This is a genomic window from Cellulomonas sp. McL0617, from assembly GCF_049994875.1.
In the GTDB taxonomy this organism is placed as follows: domain Bacteria; phylum Actinomycetota; class Actinomycetes; order Actinomycetales; family Cellulomonadaceae; genus Cellulomonas.
Genome location: NZ_CP188256.1, coordinates 3,486,587 through 3,503,436 on the forward strand (window position 1 = coordinate 3,486,587; position 16,850 = coordinate 3,503,436).

At 72.3% G+C, this 16,850-nt stretch carries 13 protein-coding genes; 8 read left to right on the plus strand and 5 right to left on the minus strand.

The window, feature by feature from the left end:
• Positions 1 to 59 precede the first annotated feature (59 nt).
• A complete protein-coding gene (locus tag ACPPVS_RS15835; protein ID WP_426593192.1) occupies positions 60 to 623 on the plus strand; it encodes a TetR/AcrR family transcriptional regulator in 564 nt (187 codons plus the stop codon).
• Positions 624 to 648: 25 nt separating this feature from the next.
• On the opposite strand, the gene ACPPVS_RS15840 is transcribed toward ACPPVS_RS15835, so the two are convergent.
• Positions 649 to 2,088 carry a GH1 family beta-glucosidase gene (locus tag ACPPVS_RS15840; RefSeq protein WP_426593193.1) on the minus strand — a complete coding sequence of 480 codons (1,440 nt, stop codon included), beginning with the start codon at positions 2,086 to 2,088 and terminating at the stop codon, positions 649 to 651.
• A 237-nt stretch (positions 2,089 to 2,325) separates the two neighbouring features.
• On the opposite strand from ACPPVS_RS15840, the gene ACPPVS_RS15845 reads away from it, so the two are divergent.
• From ACPPVS_RS15845 to ACPPVS_RS15865, 5 genes are all read left to right on the plus strand, one after another.
• Positions 2,326 to 4,143 carry a ribonucleoside triphosphate reductase gene (locus tag ACPPVS_RS15845; RefSeq protein WP_426593194.1) on the plus strand — a complete coding sequence of 606 codons (1,818 nt, stop codon included), beginning with the start codon at positions 2,326 to 2,328 and terminating at the stop codon, positions 4,141 to 4,143.
• The gene (locus ACPPVS_RS15850; protein ID WP_426593195.1) at positions 4,140 to 4,769 is read left to right on the plus strand and encodes an anaerobic ribonucleoside-triphosphate reductase activating protein; all 630 of its coding nucleotides are present in this window, start codon (positions 4,140 to 4,142) and stop codon (positions 4,767 to 4,769) included. The genes ACPPVS_RS15845 and ACPPVS_RS15850 overlap by 4 nt, the downstream gene beginning before the upstream one ends.
• A gap of 59 nt (positions 4,770 to 4,828) precedes the next feature.
• Positions 4,829 to 5,335 (plus strand): GNAT family N-acetyltransferase, encoded by a 507-nt coding sequence (locus ACPPVS_RS15855; RefSeq protein ID WP_426593196.1) that lies wholly within the window; start codon positions 4,829 to 4,831, stop codon positions 5,333 to 5,335.
• A gap of 120 nt (positions 5,336 to 5,455) precedes the next feature.
• A complete protein-coding gene (locus ACPPVS_RS15860; protein WP_426593197.1) occupies positions 5,456 to 5,668 on the plus strand; it encodes a chemotaxis protein CheW in 213 nt (70 codons plus the stop codon).
• Between the two features lie 142 nt (positions 5,669 to 5,810).
• A complete protein-coding gene (locus ACPPVS_RS15865) occupies positions 5,811 to 6,518 on the plus strand; it encodes a DUF2510 domain-containing protein (protein WP_426593198.1) in 708 nt (235 codons plus the stop codon).
• 3 nt (positions 6,519 to 6,521) lie between these two features.
• Here ACPPVS_RS15865 and ACPPVS_RS15870 read toward each other — a convergent pair whose 3' ends face one another.
• Positions 6,522 to 7,949 (minus strand): FAD-dependent monooxygenase, encoded by a 1,428-nt coding sequence (locus tag ACPPVS_RS15870; RefSeq protein ID WP_426593199.1) that lies wholly within the window; start codon positions 7,947 to 7,949, stop codon positions 6,522 to 6,524.
• A gap of 117 nt (positions 7,950 to 8,066) precedes the next feature.
• On the opposite strand from ACPPVS_RS15870, the gene ACPPVS_RS15875 reads away from it, so the two are divergent.
• A complete protein-coding gene (locus ACPPVS_RS15875; RefSeq protein ID WP_426593200.1) occupies positions 8,067 to 9,299 on the plus strand; it encodes an endo-1,4-beta-xylanase in 1,233 nt (410 codons plus the stop codon).
• Here ACPPVS_RS15875 and ACPPVS_RS15880 read toward each other — a convergent pair.
• From ACPPVS_RS15880 to ACPPVS_RS15890, 3 genes are all read right to left on the minus strand, one after another.
• Positions 9,251 to 9,859 (minus strand): dihydrofolate reductase family protein, encoded by a 609-nt coding sequence (locus ACPPVS_RS15880; protein ID WP_426593201.1) that lies wholly within the window; start codon positions 9,857 to 9,859, stop codon positions 9,251 to 9,253. The genes ACPPVS_RS15875 and ACPPVS_RS15880 overlap by 49 nt on opposite strands.
• A gap of 91 nt (positions 9,860 to 9,950) precedes the next feature.
• Entirely contained in the window at positions 9,951 to 11,912 is a 1,962-nt protein-coding gene (locus ACPPVS_RS15885; protein ID WP_426593202.1) for a glycosyltransferase, read from the minus strand.
• A 117-nt stretch (positions 11,913 to 12,029) separates the two neighbouring features.
• Complete coding sequence (locus ACPPVS_RS15890) at positions 12,030 to 12,479, minus strand: hypothetical protein (protein ID WP_426593203.1); 450 nt, start codon at positions 12,477 to 12,479, stop codon at positions 12,030 to 12,032.
• A gap of 104 nt (positions 12,480 to 12,583) precedes the next feature.
• Here ACPPVS_RS15890 and ACPPVS_RS15895 point away from each other — a divergent pair, with 104 nt between their 5' ends.
• Positions 12,584 to 16,843, plus strand: a complete 4,260-nt coding sequence (locus tag ACPPVS_RS15895; protein ID WP_426593204.1) for a BTAD domain-containing putative transcriptional regulator — start codon at positions 12,584 to 12,586, stop codon at positions 16,841 to 16,843.
• Positions 16,844 to 16,850: the final 7 nt, after the last annotated feature.

The following is a 16,850-nucleotide window of genomic DNA, read 5'->3' on the forward strand; positions in this document are numbered from 1 at the left end:
GCAACTGTCATCACCACCGTACGTCCGATGTCAGGATCTGTCATCACTACACTGTGGCCATGGGTCGTTGGGAGCCGGACGCGCGCGGACGCCTGGCGCGCGTCGCCCTGGAGCTCTACGCCGAGCGTGGCTACGAGCAGACGACCGTCGGGGACATCGCGGAGCGTGCCGGCGTCACCGAGCGCACGTACTTCCGCCACTTCGCCGACAAGCGCGAGGCGCTGTTCGACGGGTCGGCCATGCTGCAGACGCAGCTCGTCGACGCGATCCGCGACGCCCCGGCCGACCTGACGCCCATCGAGGTCGTCGGCGACGCGTTCGCGAGCGCGGCGACGCTGCTCGAGGACCGCGGGGAGCACGCTCGGACCCGCGCCGGCGTGATCGCCGCGAACCCGAGCCTGCAGGAGCGCGAGCTCTACAAGATGGCGACGCTCGCCTCGGCGGCCTCCGGGGCCCTGACCGGCCGCGGCGTTCCCGAGCCCACCGCCGCCCTGGCCGCGGCCGCGGGCGTCGCAGCGTTCACGGCCGCCTTCGAGGCATGGGTGGCGGACCCGTCGTCGACGAACCTGCCCGCCGCGGTCCGCGACAAGCTGGACGCGCTGAGAGCTGTCACCCAGGGGTAGACGACTCCCGTGGGGGCGTATGGGCTCAGCCGGTCGCAGCGATCGTCCGGGAGTACCAGTGGGCGCTCGATTTTGGGGTGCGCGCCTGGGTGGTGAAGTCGACGTTCACGAGGCCCCAGCGCTGGCGCAGGCCGCGCGCCCACTCGAAGTTGTCCAGGAACGACCAGGCGTAGTAGCCGCGCAGGTCGACCCCGGCTTCGATCGCCCGCGCGGCCTGCTCGAGGTGGCTCCGAAGGAACTCGATCCGGGCGTCGTCCTCGAGGCCGGGATGGGTCTCGTCGTCGGGGATGCCGTTCTCGGTGATGTGCACGACCGGGAGGTTCGGGTAGTCGTCGCGAAGCCGGGTGAGCAGGTCGTACAGACCCGCGGCGTGGATCTGCTGCCAGCCCGCGGCGGACGTCGGATAAGCATTGACGTAGTCGCCGCGCTCGTCGATCATCGCGACGCCGTAGTAGTTGACGCCGAGGACGTCGCACGGGGTGCTGATGGTGGCCAGATCGCCGTCCTGGACGAGGTCGGCGAACCGCGCCGCGTCCACGTGGAGCTGACCGTTGAGGTCGCCTATCGCGTCGTCGGGGTAGGAGCCCAGCAGCACCGGGTCGAGGAACATGCGGTTCTCGACGGCGTCGACACGCGTGGCGGGCTTGGTGGACGCGCCTACCGGGTAGACCGGCAGGAGGTTCAGTGCGAGGCCGATCCGGCCGACGGCGCCGGAGGCCCGGAACGCCTGCGTCGCCAGGCCGTGGGCGAGCAGCTGGTGGTGGACGGCCGCGACTCCCGCGTCTGGATCGCCCAGGCCCGGCGCGTGCTCGGTGCCCGCGTAGCCCACGTAGGCCGTGGTCTTCGGCTCGTTGATCGTCAACCAGGTCGCGTCGACGTCGTGCAGGGCGTCGACGACGATCCCGGCGTAGTCGGCGAACCGTTGTGCCGTGTCCCGGGCCGCCCAGCCGCCCGCGTCCTGCAGCGGCTGCGGCAGGTCCCAGTGGTAGAGCGTGATCGCAGGGTGGATGCCCCGGTCGAGCAGGCCGTCCACGAGCCGCCGATAGAAATCGATGCCCCGCTGGTTGGTGGCGCCCGAGCCCGTGGGTTGGATGCGCGGCCACGCGACCGAGAACCGGTAGGCCGGGATGCCCAGCGTGACCAGCAGGTCCAGGTCGGACGACCAGCGGCGGTAGTGGTCGGCGGCGGGGTCGCCGGTCGCGCCGCCGTCGATGTGCCCCGGCTCGGCGGCGAACGTGTCCCAGATCGACGGCCCGCGTCCGTCGACCGTGGTCGACCCCTCGACCTGGAACGCCGACGTGGCCACGCCCCAGGTGAAGCCCCGCGGAAACGTCGGGCCCGAGGGCGTCGGGCCCGACGGCGTCGGCTCGGGGGGACGCGCGGGCGCGCACGCGGCCAACGCCGACGCGAGCACGACCGCACCACCGCCGAGCAAGACCGTTCGTCGATCGATCGGGTGGGTCATGCGTCAGCTCCTCGTCGAGCGGTCGCGGGGGGCGCGTGGGATCGCTCCCATACCCTTTCGTCGGAAATCCTACGACCGCGGATGCAGGTCCGGGTCGACGATCTCGATCCGACCGGCGATCCGGCGCGAGAACGGCGTCGGCGGAGGTCTAGCCTCGCAGGTACGAACGCGCTCCACCCCCGCACGGGCCGGGCCGGTCCCAGTCACCCCATGGTTTCCACCAGACGAGGACCACCGATGAGCCTGACTTCCGTGCGCCCGAGCGGCGAACGCATCCACCCCACGATCGACGTCGCCGACACCATCGACGAGTACCTGGACCGCTCCGACTGGCGGGTGAACGCCAACGCCAACCAGGGCTACTCGCTCGGCGGCCTGATCCTGCAGACGGCGGGCAAGGTGACGGCCAACTACTGGCTGTCGCAGGTCTACCCGGCCGCGGTCGGGAACGCGCACCGCGAGGGCGATCTGCACATCCACGACCTGGACCTGCTGTCGGGCTACTGCGCCGGCTGGTCGCTGCGGATGCTGCTCAGCGAGGGGTTCAACGGGGTCCCGGGCACCATCGAGTCGCGGCCGCCGAAGCACTTCTCGTCCGCCGTCGGGCAGATCGTCAACTTCCTGGGCACGCTGCAGAACGAGTGGGCCGGGGCGCAGGCGTTCAGCTCGTTCGACACCTACCTGGCGCCGTTCGTGCGGACGGACTGCCTCGCGTACGACGAGGTCCGGCAGCTGGTGCAGGAGCTCGTGCACAACCTGAACGTGCCGTCGCGCTGGGGCACGCAGACGCCGTTCACCAACCTGACCTTCGACTGGACGTGCCCCGACGACCTGCGCGACGAGGTCCCGCTGGTGGGTGGCGAGCCGGTCGACTTCACGTACGGCGACCTGGCGGTCGAGATGGCGATGATCAACCGCGCGTACATCGAGGTGATGACCGAGGGCGACGCGTCGGGCCGGGTGTTCACCTTCCCGATCCCCACCTACAACATCACGGCCGACTTCGACTGGGACTCCGAGAACGCCGACCGCCTGTTCGCGATGACCGCCAAGTACGGCCTGCCCTACTTCCAGAACTTCCTCAACTCCGACCTGGAGCCCGGTCAGATCCGGTCGATGTGCTGCCGGCTGCAGCTGGACCTGCGCGAGCTGCTCAAGCGCGGGAACGGGCTGTTCGGTTCGGCTGAGCAGACCGGGTCGCTCGGCGTGGTGACCGTCAACTGCGCGCGGCTCGGGTACCTGCACCGGGACAACTGGCCCGGCCTGCTGCGCGCGCTGGACCACCTGCTCGACCTGGCGCGCGACTCGCTCGAGCTCAAGCGTGAGGTGATCGACCGGTACATCGAGGAGGGGCTGTTCCCCTACACGAAGCGGTACCTCGCCGGTGGCCTCGCCAACCACTTCTCGACGATCGGCGTGAACGGCATCAACGAGATGGTCCGCAACTTCACCGGCGACGCGCGCGACATCACGTCGGTCGAGGGGCACGCCTGTGCCGTCGCGCTCCTCGACCACGTGCGGGCGCGGATGGTGGAGTTCCAGGAGGCGACGGGACACCTGTACAACCTGGAGGCCACCCCGGCGGAGGGCACGACCTACCGGTTCGCGAAGGAGGACCGCCGTCGGTTCCCGGACATCCTGCAGGCCGGGACGGACGAGCACCCGTACTACACCAACTCCTCGCAGCTGCCGGTCGGCTTCACCGACGACCCGTTCGAGGCCCTGGACCGCCAGGACGAGCTGCAGACGAAGTACACGGGCGGCACCGTGCTGCACCTCTACATGTCCGAGCGGCTGTCGACGCCCGAGGCCTGCCGCAAGCTGGTCCAGCGGGCGCTGGAGAACCACCGGCTGCCGTACATCACGGTGACCCCGACGTTCTCGATCTGCGCGTCGCACGGCTACCTGGCCGGCGAGGTCCTGGCGTGCCCGTCGTGCGGCGGCGAGACCGAGGTGTGGACCCGCGTGATGGGCTATCACCGACCGGTGTCGTCGTTCAACCTCGGCAAGAAGGGCGAGCACGAGGAGCGCGTGCACTTCACGGAGCGCCCGTGAGCAGCCTGGCCGTCGCAGGCCTGACTCCCCTGTCGACCTGCGACTGGCCGGGCCAGCTGGTGGCCACCGTCTTCCTGCAGGGCTGCCCGCTCGCGTGCACCTACTGCCACAACCCCGCGCTGATCGACCCGCGGACGCCGGGGTCGGTCGGGTGGGACGAGGTGCTCGACCTGCTCGGACGCCGTCGGGGGCTCCTCGACGGTGTCGTGTTCTCGGGCGGCGAACCGACGCGGCAGCACGCGCTGCGGGACGCCATGGTCGACGTGCGAGCGCTCGGCTATCGCGTCGGGCTGCACACCGCCGGCACCTACCCGAACCGACTGGCGCACGTGCTCGACCTGGTCGACTGGGTCGGCCTCGACATCAAGGCGGTCCCCCGGCTCTATCAGGCCCAGACCGGTGTGGACGCCTGGGCCAAGGCGGTCGCGTCGCTCCGGCTGGTCCAGCGGGCCGGGGTGCCGGTTCAGGTGCGCACGACCGTCGACCCGACGGTCCAGACGCCGACCGACGTCGACGAGCTGACGGCGATCCTGGCCGGTCTGGGGGTGGACGACCACGTGCTGCAGGAGGTGCGACCGGACGGGACGACGGCCGCATACCGGGAGGCCCTCAGCGACGCGCGGTGATCGCCGGTGCGGACGTGGCGGTCGTCGTCGCGCACCGGGCCGGGAGCTACCGTCGGTCCGTGACCGGCCTGCACCCCGACCTCGCCACCGTCGACGACGTCTCGTCGATCCACGCGCTGCGGCGGTCGCTGGAGGACTGGATGGCGGCGCGCGGGACCGTGCAGTGGCGTCGCGGGTCGCTGCCCGTCGAACGCATCACCGCCCAGGTCGAGGCCGGCGACTGGCACGTCGTGCGTGACGACGTCGGGCTCGTCGGCACCGTCCGGCTGCTCTGGTCCGACCCCGACTTCTGGGGCGACGACCGGACGCCGGCGGTCTACGTCCACGGCCTCATGGTGGACCGGCGCCGCACCGGCGACGGCGTCGGCACGGGCCTGCTCGACTGGGCGGCGCGGCAGGGGCGCGACGCGGGTGTCGACGTGTTCCGGCTCGACTGCCGGACCACCAACCCCGTGCTGCTGGCCTACTACGAGGCCTACGGGTTCACGGTCGCCGGGCAGCGCGACTTCGTCGACTTCTCGTGCACGCTGCTCCAGCTCGACCTGGGTCGCGCTCGCCACCGGTAGCCACGCGGTGGAGGCAGAAGACGGGACGAATGGCCCGGGTCAGCGGCCTGCGGCGCTTGCGACGATGGTCGAGCCGGCGATCCCGGTGCCTGCGAGTACCCGCCCCCACAAGGAGCTTCCATGACCACCACGACCCTCTCCCTCCCGTCGCGAGGAGTGACGCTCCACCTCCGCGACGTCCTCGAGACGATCCGCACGGCACCGGTGCCCCCCTGGGGTACCTCGGTGGCGGACCACGGCACGTACCTCACCTATCTCGTCGGCAGCATCGTCGCCTGGACGGTGCTCCCCCTGCTGGTCACCGGGGCGATCGGCGCGCTGCTGTCGCTGTAGGGCCTCACGGCTGGTCGGGGTAGGTGCGGCGGTAGTCGCCGGCTCAGGTCCGGCATGCACGCCGATGGCGAGGCCGCGCGCGGTCGAGTGAATCGGGGGACGCGGCGGCGTCATCCTGGGCCCGCGGTGGGACCATCGCGAGATGGCCGACTCCCCGCTCCCGGCCGCCGGCTGGTACGCCGACGGGTCGACGGTCGGCGTGCACCGGTGGTTCGACGGGACGACGTGGACCGAGCACACGCGGCCGGAACCCGCCCAGCAGCTGGCCTTCGCGGGGCAGTCGGGCGAGAGCCGCTTCGCGAGCGCTGACCCCCGTTTCGCGACGACGACCTTCGAGAGCCCCGTCGGAACGCCGGCGACCTCGCTGGCGACCCAGTTCGGCGCCTCGCTGCCGACCCGGCTCGGCCTCGCCATGAGCCCGGCAGACCTCGCCGACCGGGACGCCGCGTTCTCGGCGCACCGCGTGGGTGAGGCGCGCCGGATGCAACGCGGAGCGATCGGCGCCTTCGGCTCGGCCTTGGCGATCCTCGTCGCCACGAGCGGGATCAGCCTCGCGCTCAAAGCCCCGGACGAGCTGTGGGCCGCTGGCGGCCTCGGTGCGGGTTACCTCGTCTGGCGCGCCCTGCGCGACTACGGGCGCTCGACGTTCCACGGAGCACCACGACTGTCCGTCGTCTCCATCGCGCTGGCGACTGTCGGGCTCGTCGCCACGATCGGACTGTTCGTCGCTGTGCCCGTCGTGGCCGCGCAGCAGGCGTCGCACGCCGTGGACGACGTCGGCGGGCTCACCGGGCTCTCCGGTCTCACCGGACTGCCGACCGTGCCTGCGATACCCGACCCGACGGGCTAGCGGTCAACACCACGTCGCGACGGCCTGCCCGAGCCGCGGATCGGCGACGTCTCCCGCCCATGCGACGTACCCGTCGGGACGGATCAGCACCGCCCCCGGCGCCGCGACCGGTCCGAGCACCGGCAGCTCCCAGACGTCGTCGTAGGTCGCGACGACCGTCCGGACGCGGTCCGGCAGGCCGCCGGGCACACCCGACGTAACGAGGACCGGCCGGGCCTCGTGCAGGAGCGCGTAGACGCGCGTGGGGCCGTCCGCGGTCGTCAGGTCGAGGTCCGGCATCCGCCGCCCGAGCAGCGGGTGCCCGGCGCCGAGGTCGTAGTGCACGTCGAGACCGGAGAGCATCCCGGCGAGGCGTCGGCGCGGTTCGTCCAGGACGAGCACGTCGCCCAGGACGGCCTTGAGGGCGTCGTGCCGGTCGTCCGGGGTGGCCAGCGCGACCTGCGCCATCGTGCCCTGCAGGACGCGGGCACCGACCGGGTGCCGCTCCGCGTGGTAGGTGTCCAGCAGGCTCGCGGGCGACGTGCCGTGCACCACCTGCGCCAGCTTCCAGCCGAGGTTCGTCGCGTCCTGCACGCCGAGGTTGAGGCCCTGGCCGCCCTGCGGCGGGTGGACGTGGGCGGCATCTCCGGCAAGCAGGACCCGGCCCGCCCGGTACGACGCCGCCTGTCGGGTGTTGTCGGAGAAGCGGGTGATCCACGTCGGGTCGTGCGCGCCGAAGTCGGTGCCGTACGCGGCGAGGAGCGCGTCGCGGACGTCCTGCAGGCCGGGCTCGCCCCGATCGTCGACGACGGGTGCCTTCACCACCACCTGGTGCCGGCCGGTGTCGGGGTCGGCCGGGCCGATGCCGCCGCCCTCGCGCCGCACGCCGACCGGTGGCCGTTCGGTCAGCTCGACCTCGGCCATCAGGTAGGTGGTGGTGGGGTCCCAGCCGACGAAGTCGATGCCGGCGTCCTTGCGGACCAGGCTGCGACCCCCGTCGCAGCCGACAAGGAAGGTCGCCCGGATCGCGCTGCCGTCCGACAGCGCGACGTCGACGCCGTCCGTGTCCTGCGCGAATCCGGTCACCTCGCGCTCGCGGACGACCGGCACCCCCAGCTCGTCGACCCACTCGGCCAGGAGCCGCTCGGTCTGGCTCTGCCGCAGGGCCACCCCGTAGGCGAACCGCGTAGGGAAGTCGCCGAGGTCGAGCCGGATCCCTCCGAACGCGGTGATCTGCATCGCCTGTCCGGCGTCCAGGAACCGCTCCACGATCCCGCGCTGGTCGAGCACCTCGAGCGTCCGCGCGTGCAGCCCGCCCGCCCGTGCGACGTCGCGCTCCCGCTCGGCGCGACGTTCGACGACGACCGCGTCGACCCCAGCCAGCGCGAGCTCCGCCGCCAGCATCAGGCCGCTCGGGCCGGCCCCGGCGATCACCACTGCGTGCTCGGTCATGCCCCCATCGTGGCGCAGGCGGCCGACCAGATCGATGCCGAACCGGCCGACGCCTCGGTCTCCCGGGGGCTAGCTCGACGGGCGCGAGCACGTCGTCGCGCGTGGCAGGCTCGGCGCATGCCCGACCTCGCTCACCGACGCGCCGCCGCCGTCGTCACCGTCCAGCGCCCTGACGGACACCCCCTCACCGACACCGAGGTGGTCGTCGCGCAGGAGCGGCACGACTTCCTGTTCGGCAACATCGGGTTCGACTTCCTCGACCCCGCGGGTGCGTCCACGACGCTTGCCGACCTCTGGTTCGACGTGTTCAACGCGGCCACGCTGCCGTTCTACTGGGGCCGGTTCGAACCCGTCCGCGGCCGCCCCGACACGGCTCGGCTGCTGGCCGCGGCGCGCTGGTTCGCCGAGCGCGGCGTCGTCGTCAAGGGCCACCCGCTCGCCTGGCACACCGTCGGGGCACCCTGGCTGCTCGATCTGACGACGGCCGAGATCGCGGACGCCCAGGACGCGCGGATCCGTCGCGACGTGGCGGACTTCGCCGGGGTGATCGACACCTGGGACGTGATCAACGAGGTCGTGATCATGCCGGTGTTCGACAAGGAGCCCAACGGACTGACCCGCCTGGCGTGGGACCGCGGCCGCATCCCCACCATCCGGCTCGCCTTCGACGCGGCCCGGGCGACCAACCCGGCCGCGACCCTCCTGCTCAACGACTTCGACATGTCGACCGCCTACGAGTGCCTGATCGAAGGGGTGCTCGAGGCCGGGATCCCGGTGGACGCGATCGGCCTGCAGAGCCACATGCACCAGGGCTACTGGGGCGAGGAGAAGACCCAGGCGATCCTCGACCGGTTCGCACGCTTCGGCCTCCCGCTGCACCTGACCGAGACGACCCTGCTGTCCGGCGAGCTCATGCCGGCGCACATCGAGGACCTCAACGACTATCAGGTGACGTCGTGGCCGTCGACGCCCGAGGGCGAGGCACGGCAGGCCGACGAGCTCGAACGGCACTACCGCACCCTGCTGGCTCACCCCGCGGTCGAGGCGGCGACCTACTGGGGTATCACCGACGAGGGCGCATGGCTCGGGGCGCCGGGCGGACTGGTGCGCGCCGACGGCACCCCGAAGCCGGCCTACGACGCGCTGCGCCGGCTGGTCAAGGAGGAATGGTGGCTGCCGCCGACCACCCTGCGCACCGACGCCTCGGGGCGCGTGCCGGTCAGCGGCTTCCGCGGGACGTACTCCGTGGACGGGGTGCCGTTCCCCCTCGACGGCGACGAGGAGGTGGTCGTCCGGATGGGTCAGACCTCCATCACCCCGGTGGCCGGGTCCTCGCCGGTCGGGGCGTAGCGCAGCGCGACCGCACCCGCGCTGCCCGCCACGGGCGGCTCCAGCAGCCGCAGTGCCGATGGCCGCACCCCGTCCGGGAACACCTTCTTCCCCTGACCCAGCACGATCGGGTAGACCCACAGCGTCAGCACGTCGAACAGCCGCTCAGCCAGCAGGGTCTGCACGAGGTCGACGCTGCCGATCACGTGGGTTCGCTCGTGCCGGTCCCGCACCGCGCGGACGTCCGCAACGAGGTCCGTACCCAGGAGGCTGCTGCCGGCCCAGCGGAGGTCAGGGGTCCCACGGCTGGCGACGTACTTGGGCACGGCGTTGAGCTGCCGGGCGATGACGTCGTCCTTGTCCGGCCAGTACGCGGCGAAGATGTCGTAGGTCCGACGCCCCAGCAGCAGCGCGTCCATGCCGGCGATGCCGTCCCGGACCTGGCGTCCGACGACGTCGTCGGGCAGCGGCGCCTGCCAGCCGCCGAACGGGAAGCCGCCCGTGGTGTCCTCGTCGGGAGCGCCGGGCGCCTGGGCGACGCCGTCGAGGGAGACGAACAGGTCGATGTACAGGCTGCCCACGGCTGCTCTCCCGGGTCGATCGTCCTCGGTCCACGCGACCGTCCGACCCTAGCTCGGCATCGGGGCGAGGGCGCGGCCGACCGCGGCCGGCTCAGGCCGTCGCGGCCACCGTCCGCCGGGCAGCCCTGCGATGCTGCATCCGGTGGACGGTCCTGCGGATCGGAGGCAGGAGCTGGAACACGCTCAGGGTCGCGAAGACGATCGTGTTGATGCCGACGAACAGGCCCAGCGCCTCCACGAACGGGGACTGCAGCACAGACGACGGCAGTGGAGTCCAGCGCGCGACCAGCGCCGCCGCCGCCAGGGCGGGCAGCGCCGCCGCGGCGACGACCTCGCGACGCACCTCGTTCCACCCGGCCTCGCGGTGCAAGGCGATCTGCACGAGCGACGTGACGAACGCCGCCTGGAGGAACAGCGAGTACCCGACCTCGATCACGAGGGGCAGTGCGAGCAGCCTCCCCCGCCAGCCCCCCGCCCAGGCCGTGACGACTCGTTCGACGACGAAGACGACGCCGATCAGGACCCAGAACAGCGACCAGCGCAGGCTGTCGGCGGCCAGCAGGGAGATGACCAGGAGCAGCAGGTACGCGTTGAGCGCGATGACCCCGTACCCGAGCGCGAGCTGCTGCGCCCAGTACTGCGCTGTCGTGTGCGTGAAGCCGTAGGCGCCGACGTTCTCCAGCGCGCCCCGTTGCCAGCGCAGTCGCTGGCGCCGCAGGGCGGTCCAGGTGGGCATGACCTCGGTGGTGACCCTGCACTGCTGCGGGGACGTCATACCCGCCCCGAGCGACTTCAGCGCAAGCGTGAGCTCGTTGTCCTCGGTCATGGCGTGGACGTCGTACACGTCGCCGGGGGTCCCGGGCACGAGCGAGCCACGCGCCTCCGCCACCGCGCGCAACGCGTACGCACGGAACATCGATGCCGTTCCGGTCAGGACGAACAGGTTGCCCTCCCGGCGACGGACGACCCGCTGGTAGCGATGGAACTCGTTGCGTTGCAGCTGCCCGAGGATGCCCATCCCGTCCTCACCGGAGAAGAGGCCGCCGACCGCGACGAGGTCCGGGTCGTCCTCCAGCGCACCGACGGCGACCTCGAGGAAGTCCGGCGCGATGGAGGAGTCGGCATCCATGACCATGACCACGTCCTCGACGCCGACCCGCGGGAGCAACACGGCAAGCACCTGATTGAGCGCGCCGGCCTTGTGCTGGGTGTTGCCCACGGTCTCGATGACCTCGACGCCACGTTCACGGGCGATCCGGACCGTGCCGTCGGTGCAGTTGTCGGCGACGACCACCACGCGGTCGGGCGCGCGGGTCTGGTGGCTGAGCGAGGTGAGCGCCACGGCGATGATCGCCTCCTCGTCGTGGGCCGGGATGAGAACGGTGCAGCGCAGCACCAGGCCGACGGTCTCGGCTCCCGCCGGGATCGCCGTGAGCGGCCAGCCCGGCCGCTGCTCGAGGTCGAGGCTCCGTACGCCCGCGCTGCCGAGGGCGCGCCGGCTGAGCTTGGCGATGTCGGCGCTGACCGGCGCATCGAGCCCGCGCCCCTGCGAGAGCACCCGCATGGCCGCCGCACACTGCAACGCAGACATGCCGACGACGAAGGCGGCGAGCGCCAGGCCGAGACCCAGTACCACCCCCGGCCTGGGCAGGCCCAGGTGCACGTCCACGTTGACCGGCAACCAGGCAGTCATGGCGTCGATCGCGCGCTGCGGTTCGTCCGCCGAGAGGTCGGACCGCTGCGCGGCGAGATCCCAGATCGCCAACCCCAGGAGCACGAGGCTCAGCGCGCCCAGCCCGACGGAGACCCAGCCCAACCGAGCCGCCCGCCGCTGCCAGGTCTCACGGTCGCCCAGGTCGGCGTCGGGGCTGCCGTCCCGCTGGTGGTCGTGGGTGTCGTGGTCCTTCTGCCCGCGGCGCAGGCTGACGACCGTCATCACCAGCCCAGCCAGGACGATGGCGATGCCACCCCACAGCAGGATCGCGCCCAACCCTGCGAAGCCGAGCACTACCAGCACGAGTCCCACGACCAGCAGAGCCAGCCAAGCCGGCATGACGACACCTCCAGCGCCGCGCAGTCGCCCGAGAGTCCCTGGGCACACACCACGCCGAGGGTCGGTTGCGCCAAGACTCGCACGTTCCGGCCGTCGCCATCAGGGGAACGACGGCCGTCAAGGGCGGTGTCGCATGTTCTGGCGTTCCTGCGCCTCTGCATAGCGGCAGGCGACCTCCGCGCTGGGGCCGGCGGTGAGCAGCGCGCACCGGTCGGTCGGGGTGGCCTCGCACCCGTCGGGCGCGGTCGCGGCATACCGCTGCCACTGGGGCGTGTACCCCTGCCACTGGCAGGCGCCGTGACGCGCCGCGACGGCGGCTGCGACCGTGCAGGCGGCAGAACCAGGGCACCCGGGGGTCGCGTCGGCCGGCGTCCGGTCGAGGGTGCCGACGGCGGTCACGATCGCGGTCACGACGAGTGCCGCGACGAGAAGCAGGCTGCCGGGTACGTGGACGGTGTGGCCGTCGGTCGTCTCGGGTGGCTGCTGGTCGTCCTCGTCGAGCTCGACCTGGACGAGGTGTTGCCGGCGTGGCCGGCGGCGGGCGGCTGGGGCGTGGGTGGTTCGCATGTCACGGACCGTGCCCTGACGGGGTACCCGGACGGCCCGCGACCGGTATTCATCCGGTATCCGGCTCCTTGACCCTGGTCTGCACAGCCCGGATCATCCCGGTGATGGGCGGCATCCAGGTGCTCGGACCTGCTCGGGTCGACGGGAACGGCGACCTGAGCCCTCGCGAGCGGACGGTGCTCGCGGCGCTGGTACTGCTCATCGGTCATCCCGTGAGTCCCGACGAGCTCGCGGACGCCGTCTGGGGAGACGCGTTGCCGGCGACCTGGAACAAGCAGGTGCAGTCGGCCGTGGGCCGCGTGCGACGAGCGATCGGACCCGCGGCGATCGAGACGACGCCTGCGGGGTATCGGCTCCTCGTCGAGCCGCGCACGGTCGACGTCACGCAGTTCGAGTCCGAGGTGAGCCGCGCCAGGATGTTCGCCGCGACCGGCGAGCCTGGCCGGGCCGCCATGGTCTTCGACCGGGCGCTGAACCTGTGGGACGGGCCCGCGTTCGCGGACCTCGCCTCGTGGGAGCCGGGCCGCTCCCAGGCCCAGCGGCTCGAAGAGGTGCGTCGCACCGTGCAGGAGGACCTGCTCGAGGCCCGGCTCGCGTTCGGTGACAACCGTGGCGTGGCCGCCGACGCCGAGTCGGCGGTGCGCGCCGAGCCGCTGCGGGAACGCCGGTGGGCCGTGCTCGCCCTCGCTCAATATCGCGACAGCCGGCAGGCGGACGCCCTCGCGACGCTGCGCCGGGCACGCCGGGTGCTCGCCGACGAGCTGGGGATCGACCCGGGCGCCGCGCTGGTCGAGCTCGAACGGCAGGTGCTGCGTCAGGATCCGCGAGCGGCCGGCGTGGGCCAGCACGCGGACGCTCGGGCGACCTGCCCGTGGAAGGGCCTGGCCGCCTACGACGCCGCGGACCAGGAGGACTTCTTCGGTCGCGAGGACGAGGTGACGGCGTGCCTGTCCCGGCTCGATGCCATGCCCGTTCTCGTCCTCACGGGTGAGTCGGGCTGCGGCAAGAGCTCGCTGCTGCGGGCGGGTCTCGTCGCGGCGCTGCGGGACGCGGGCCGACGCGTCTCGGTCACGGTGCCCGGGCCGTCGCCGGTCGCCGGCCTGCAGGCGGCACTGGCCGGCATGGGCGCCCGAGACGTCCTGGCCGTCGACCAGCTCGAGAGCCTGTTCCTGCTCGACCAGGACCGCGAGCAGGTCGTGCAGTACTGCGGGCTGCTGCGGCGGCACGTCCAGGACGGCGGGGCGCTGCTGCTCGCGGTCCGGGTCGACCAGATGAGCGGTCTGGCCGCTGATCCGGCGCTCGGCGCCCTCGCAGAACGAGGGCTGCACCTGGTTGCGCCTCTCGCAGGAGACGACCTCCAGCGTGCGATCGAGGAGCCGGCGCGGCTGGCCGGTCTCGCTCTCGAGCACGGCCTCGTCGACCTGCTCCTGAGAGATGTCGAGGCCGACCCGGGCGCCCTGCCGCTGCTGTCGCACGCGCTCGTCGAGACATGGCACCGTCGCGACGGGGACGTGCTCACCGTCGAGTCGTACCGGGCTTCGGGCGGCATCAGTGCGGCGGTCGCCCGCACGGCCGACCGGCTCTACGAGGGCCTGCCGGAGGACGAGCGGTCCCTGTGCCGGTCGATCCTGCTGCGGCTGGTCGCACCGTCAGTCGACGGCCCGCCGGTCCCGAGGCGCGTGCCTGCGTCGTCGTTGCGTGGCGACGTGGGACGCGAGCGGGTGGTCGCCGACCTGGTCGGAGCCCGGCTGCTGACGGCGCGCGAGGACAGCATCGAGATGGCGCACGAGTCCTTGGCCCGCGCGTGGCCGCGCCTGCGCTCGTGGATCGACGACGACGCCGTCGGCACGCGCCTGCTCCGCCACCTGGTCGCCGCGACGGAGGCGTGGGAGGCCCTCGGGCGGCCGGACTCGGACCTGTATCGCGGCGGGCGGCTGGACGCCGCGCTGGAGTGGCGCGACACCGAGAGACCGAGCCTGACGACCGCGGAGGAGCAGTTCCTGGCGGCGTCCGCCGCTCTGCGTTCGTCCGCGCTCGACGCCGAACGGGCCCGTGCGGCAGGCGAACGCCGGCAGAACCGTCGGCTGCGGGTGGCCCTGGCCGCGACAGCCGTCGTCCTCGTGATCGCACTGGTCGCGGCTGGCGCCGCGGGCACGTTCGGGCGCCGCGCACGCACCGCTCAGGACACGGCCGAGGTCGAAGCCGTCACGAGCGGCTCGCTGGCCGCGGAGGGCACCAACCGTGCTGTGGCGGCTCTGCTCGCAGCCGAGGCGTTCCGACGGTGGCCCGACGACCCGAGGACCAGGTCGGCTCTCCTGAGCGTGTTCACGGCATCACCAGGCTTCCAGGGGTACGTGCCTGTCGGAGCCGAGCTGGGCGCCTCGGGCGCGCTCCTGCCCGACGGCAGGCACGCCGTGGTCGCGATCAACAATGCACGGCTGTCCGTGATGGACCTTGAGACCGGCCGGCGCGACGACCGCTTCCCCGACGATCACGTGCCCCCGATGTACGACTCCCAGGTCGTCGTGAGCGCCGACGGGACGACGGTGGCCCACCTGGCGTTCGCGCCCTCGCCCCAGGACGACTGCATCGAGGCCACGCAGGACGATCCCATGGACCGGACGACGCCGTTCGCTGCCGACGGCTCGGCGCCGGTGTGCATGACGGTCGCGACGTTCGACGTCGCCACGGGCGCCGCGCTGATGCCGCGCACGAACGTGCCCGCGCTGACCGGTGCGGTCGCCATCAGTCCCGACGGCACGACCGTTGCTGTCCTGCGGCGTCGCGACGGCGCGATCGCGCTGCTCGACGCGCGAGACGGGCACGTGCTCGGCGCCCTGCCCGGGTCACGCGAACCCCTGCCGGTGAAGCGGTTCCTCGACGCGGACTCGGGCGCGATCGCCTTCGACTCGTCCGGTCAGCTCTACGTGGGCTCGCACGACGGGCCGGTGCGGGTCCTGGCGCCGCGGACGACGACCGTCGCGCGGACGCTCCCGGTCCCGCCGGGCGCCGCGGGCGCCTTCCTGGCCGTCAGCGACGACGAGCTCATCGCGGTCGGGGCGCTGACCGCGACCGCCGTGGCTCTCGACGACGGCTCCACGCGGTGGTCGGCCACCCTGCGGCCACCGGGCATCTACACGCTGAGCTGCCCCATCGCGGCGGTCTCCTGGGCGCAGCAGCGGCTGCTGTGCAGCGACTACAACGGGATCGTGACGGAGAGTGACCTCGCCACAGGTGAGTCGACCACAGTCGAGCGTGACACCCAGCTGGGGCACACGGACGGGATCGCGGTGTCGGCCGACGGCGCGACGCTCGCGACCTTCGGACAGGAGATCAGCCGCTGGAAGCTCGACGGGACCGGACCGGTCACCCGGCTCGTCGCCGCCGGACAGGCGCCTGTCGGAGGGTTCGGGCCCGAGAGCACGACCCTGCTCGTCGGCGTGACCCCGGACGTCCCCGACGCCCCCTCGCACGACCAGGCCGTCTGGGACGTCGACGCCGACCGCGCCATCGCCACACCCGAGCGACCCGTCAACCGGCTCCTGTGGGGCTCGCGCGAGACACCGGTCGCGTTCGTCAGCGGGTTCGACGGCGTCTTCCGCGTCGACATGCCGTCCGGTCACCTCGTGCGCCTCACGGCGATCAGCGGCCCGGCGAACACCTTGGCACCCGCGGGGGACCGTCGGATGGCCGTCTACCAGGGCGGCCCCAGCACGATCGAGCTGGTGGATCCCGTGGCGGACAAAGTCGTCGGCCCCCAGATCCCGACCAGCGACTACGTCTTCGGGATGTCCGCATCACCGGACGGCAGCCTGCTCGCGACCGAGCAGGTCGGCGACTCGGGCCTGTTCTCCGACTCGCACACCCGCTTCTACGACCCTGCAACGGGGGCGCAGTGGCCGCACTCGCTCACTGGCTGGTGGTGGACGGTGGCCGGCCACGACGGTCTGGTCGTGTCGTCGAAGGGTCAAGACGTGTCGGTGCTCCGGCCGCAGAGCCTGACCCCGGTCCGTTCGCTGGCGACCGTGCCCGGGGTGGTCAAGTACCTCGACGTCAGCGACGACGGCCGCACCCTCGTCGCGACGTCGACGGACCAGGTCGCGGCCCTGTACGACCCGACGACCGGGATCCGGCTGGGCAACCTCATCGACCTGCCCGTGCGGTTCGATGCCCACGCCTACGTGAGCCACGACGGCACCACACTCGCCGTTCCGGGCCGGGACGGTGTGCTGCTCTGGAACCTGGCCCCCGCCGACCTCGCCGCCGCCGCGTGCCGTGTCGCGGGACGCAACCTGACCGCGTCCGAGTCGGCGACCTACCTTCCGTCGCTCAGCTCGTCGGACGACATCTGCCCGGCGGCCTGACTGTCAG

Bases quoted from the DNA above. Each gene is read 5' to 3' on its own strand.
- ACPPVS_RS15835 (WP_426593192.1), top strand. From the start codon at position 60: ATGGGTCGTTGGGAGCCGGACGCGCGCGGACGCCTGGCGCGCGTCGCC.
- ACPPVS_RS15840 (WP_426593193.1), bottom strand. From the start codon at position 2,088: ATGACCCACCCGATCGATCGACGAACGGTCTTGCTCGGCGGTGGTGCG.
- ACPPVS_RS15845 (WP_426593194.1), top strand. From the start codon at position 2,326: ATGAGCCTGACTTCCGTGCGCCCGAGCGGCGAACGCATCCACCCCACG.
- ACPPVS_RS15860 (WP_426593197.1), top strand. From the start codon at position 5,456: ATGACCACCACGACCCTCTCCCTCCCGTCGCGAGGAGTGACGCTCCAC.
- ACPPVS_RS15865 (WP_426593198.1), top strand. From the start codon at position 5,811: ATGGCCGACTCCCCGCTCCCGGCCGCCGGCTGGTACGCCGACGGGTCG.
- ACPPVS_RS15870 (WP_426593199.1), bottom strand. From the start codon at position 7,949: ATGACCGAGCACGCAGTGGTGATCGCCGGGGCCGGCCCGAGCGGCCTG.
- ACPPVS_RS15875 (WP_426593200.1), top strand. From the start codon at position 8,067: ATGCCCGACCTCGCTCACCGACGCGCCGCCGCCGTCGTCACCGTCCAG.
- ACPPVS_RS15885 (WP_426593202.1), bottom strand. From the start codon at position 11,912: ATGCCGGCTTGGCTGGCTCTGCTGGTCGTGGGACTCGTGCTGGTAGTG.
- ACPPVS_RS15890 (WP_426593203.1), bottom strand. From the start codon at position 12,479: ATGCGAACCACCCACGCCCCAGCCGCCCGCCGCCGGCCACGCCGGCAA.
- ACPPVS_RS15895 (WP_426593204.1), top strand. From the start codon at position 12,584: ATGGGCGGCATCCAGGTGCTCGGACCTGCTCGGGTCGACGGGAACGGC.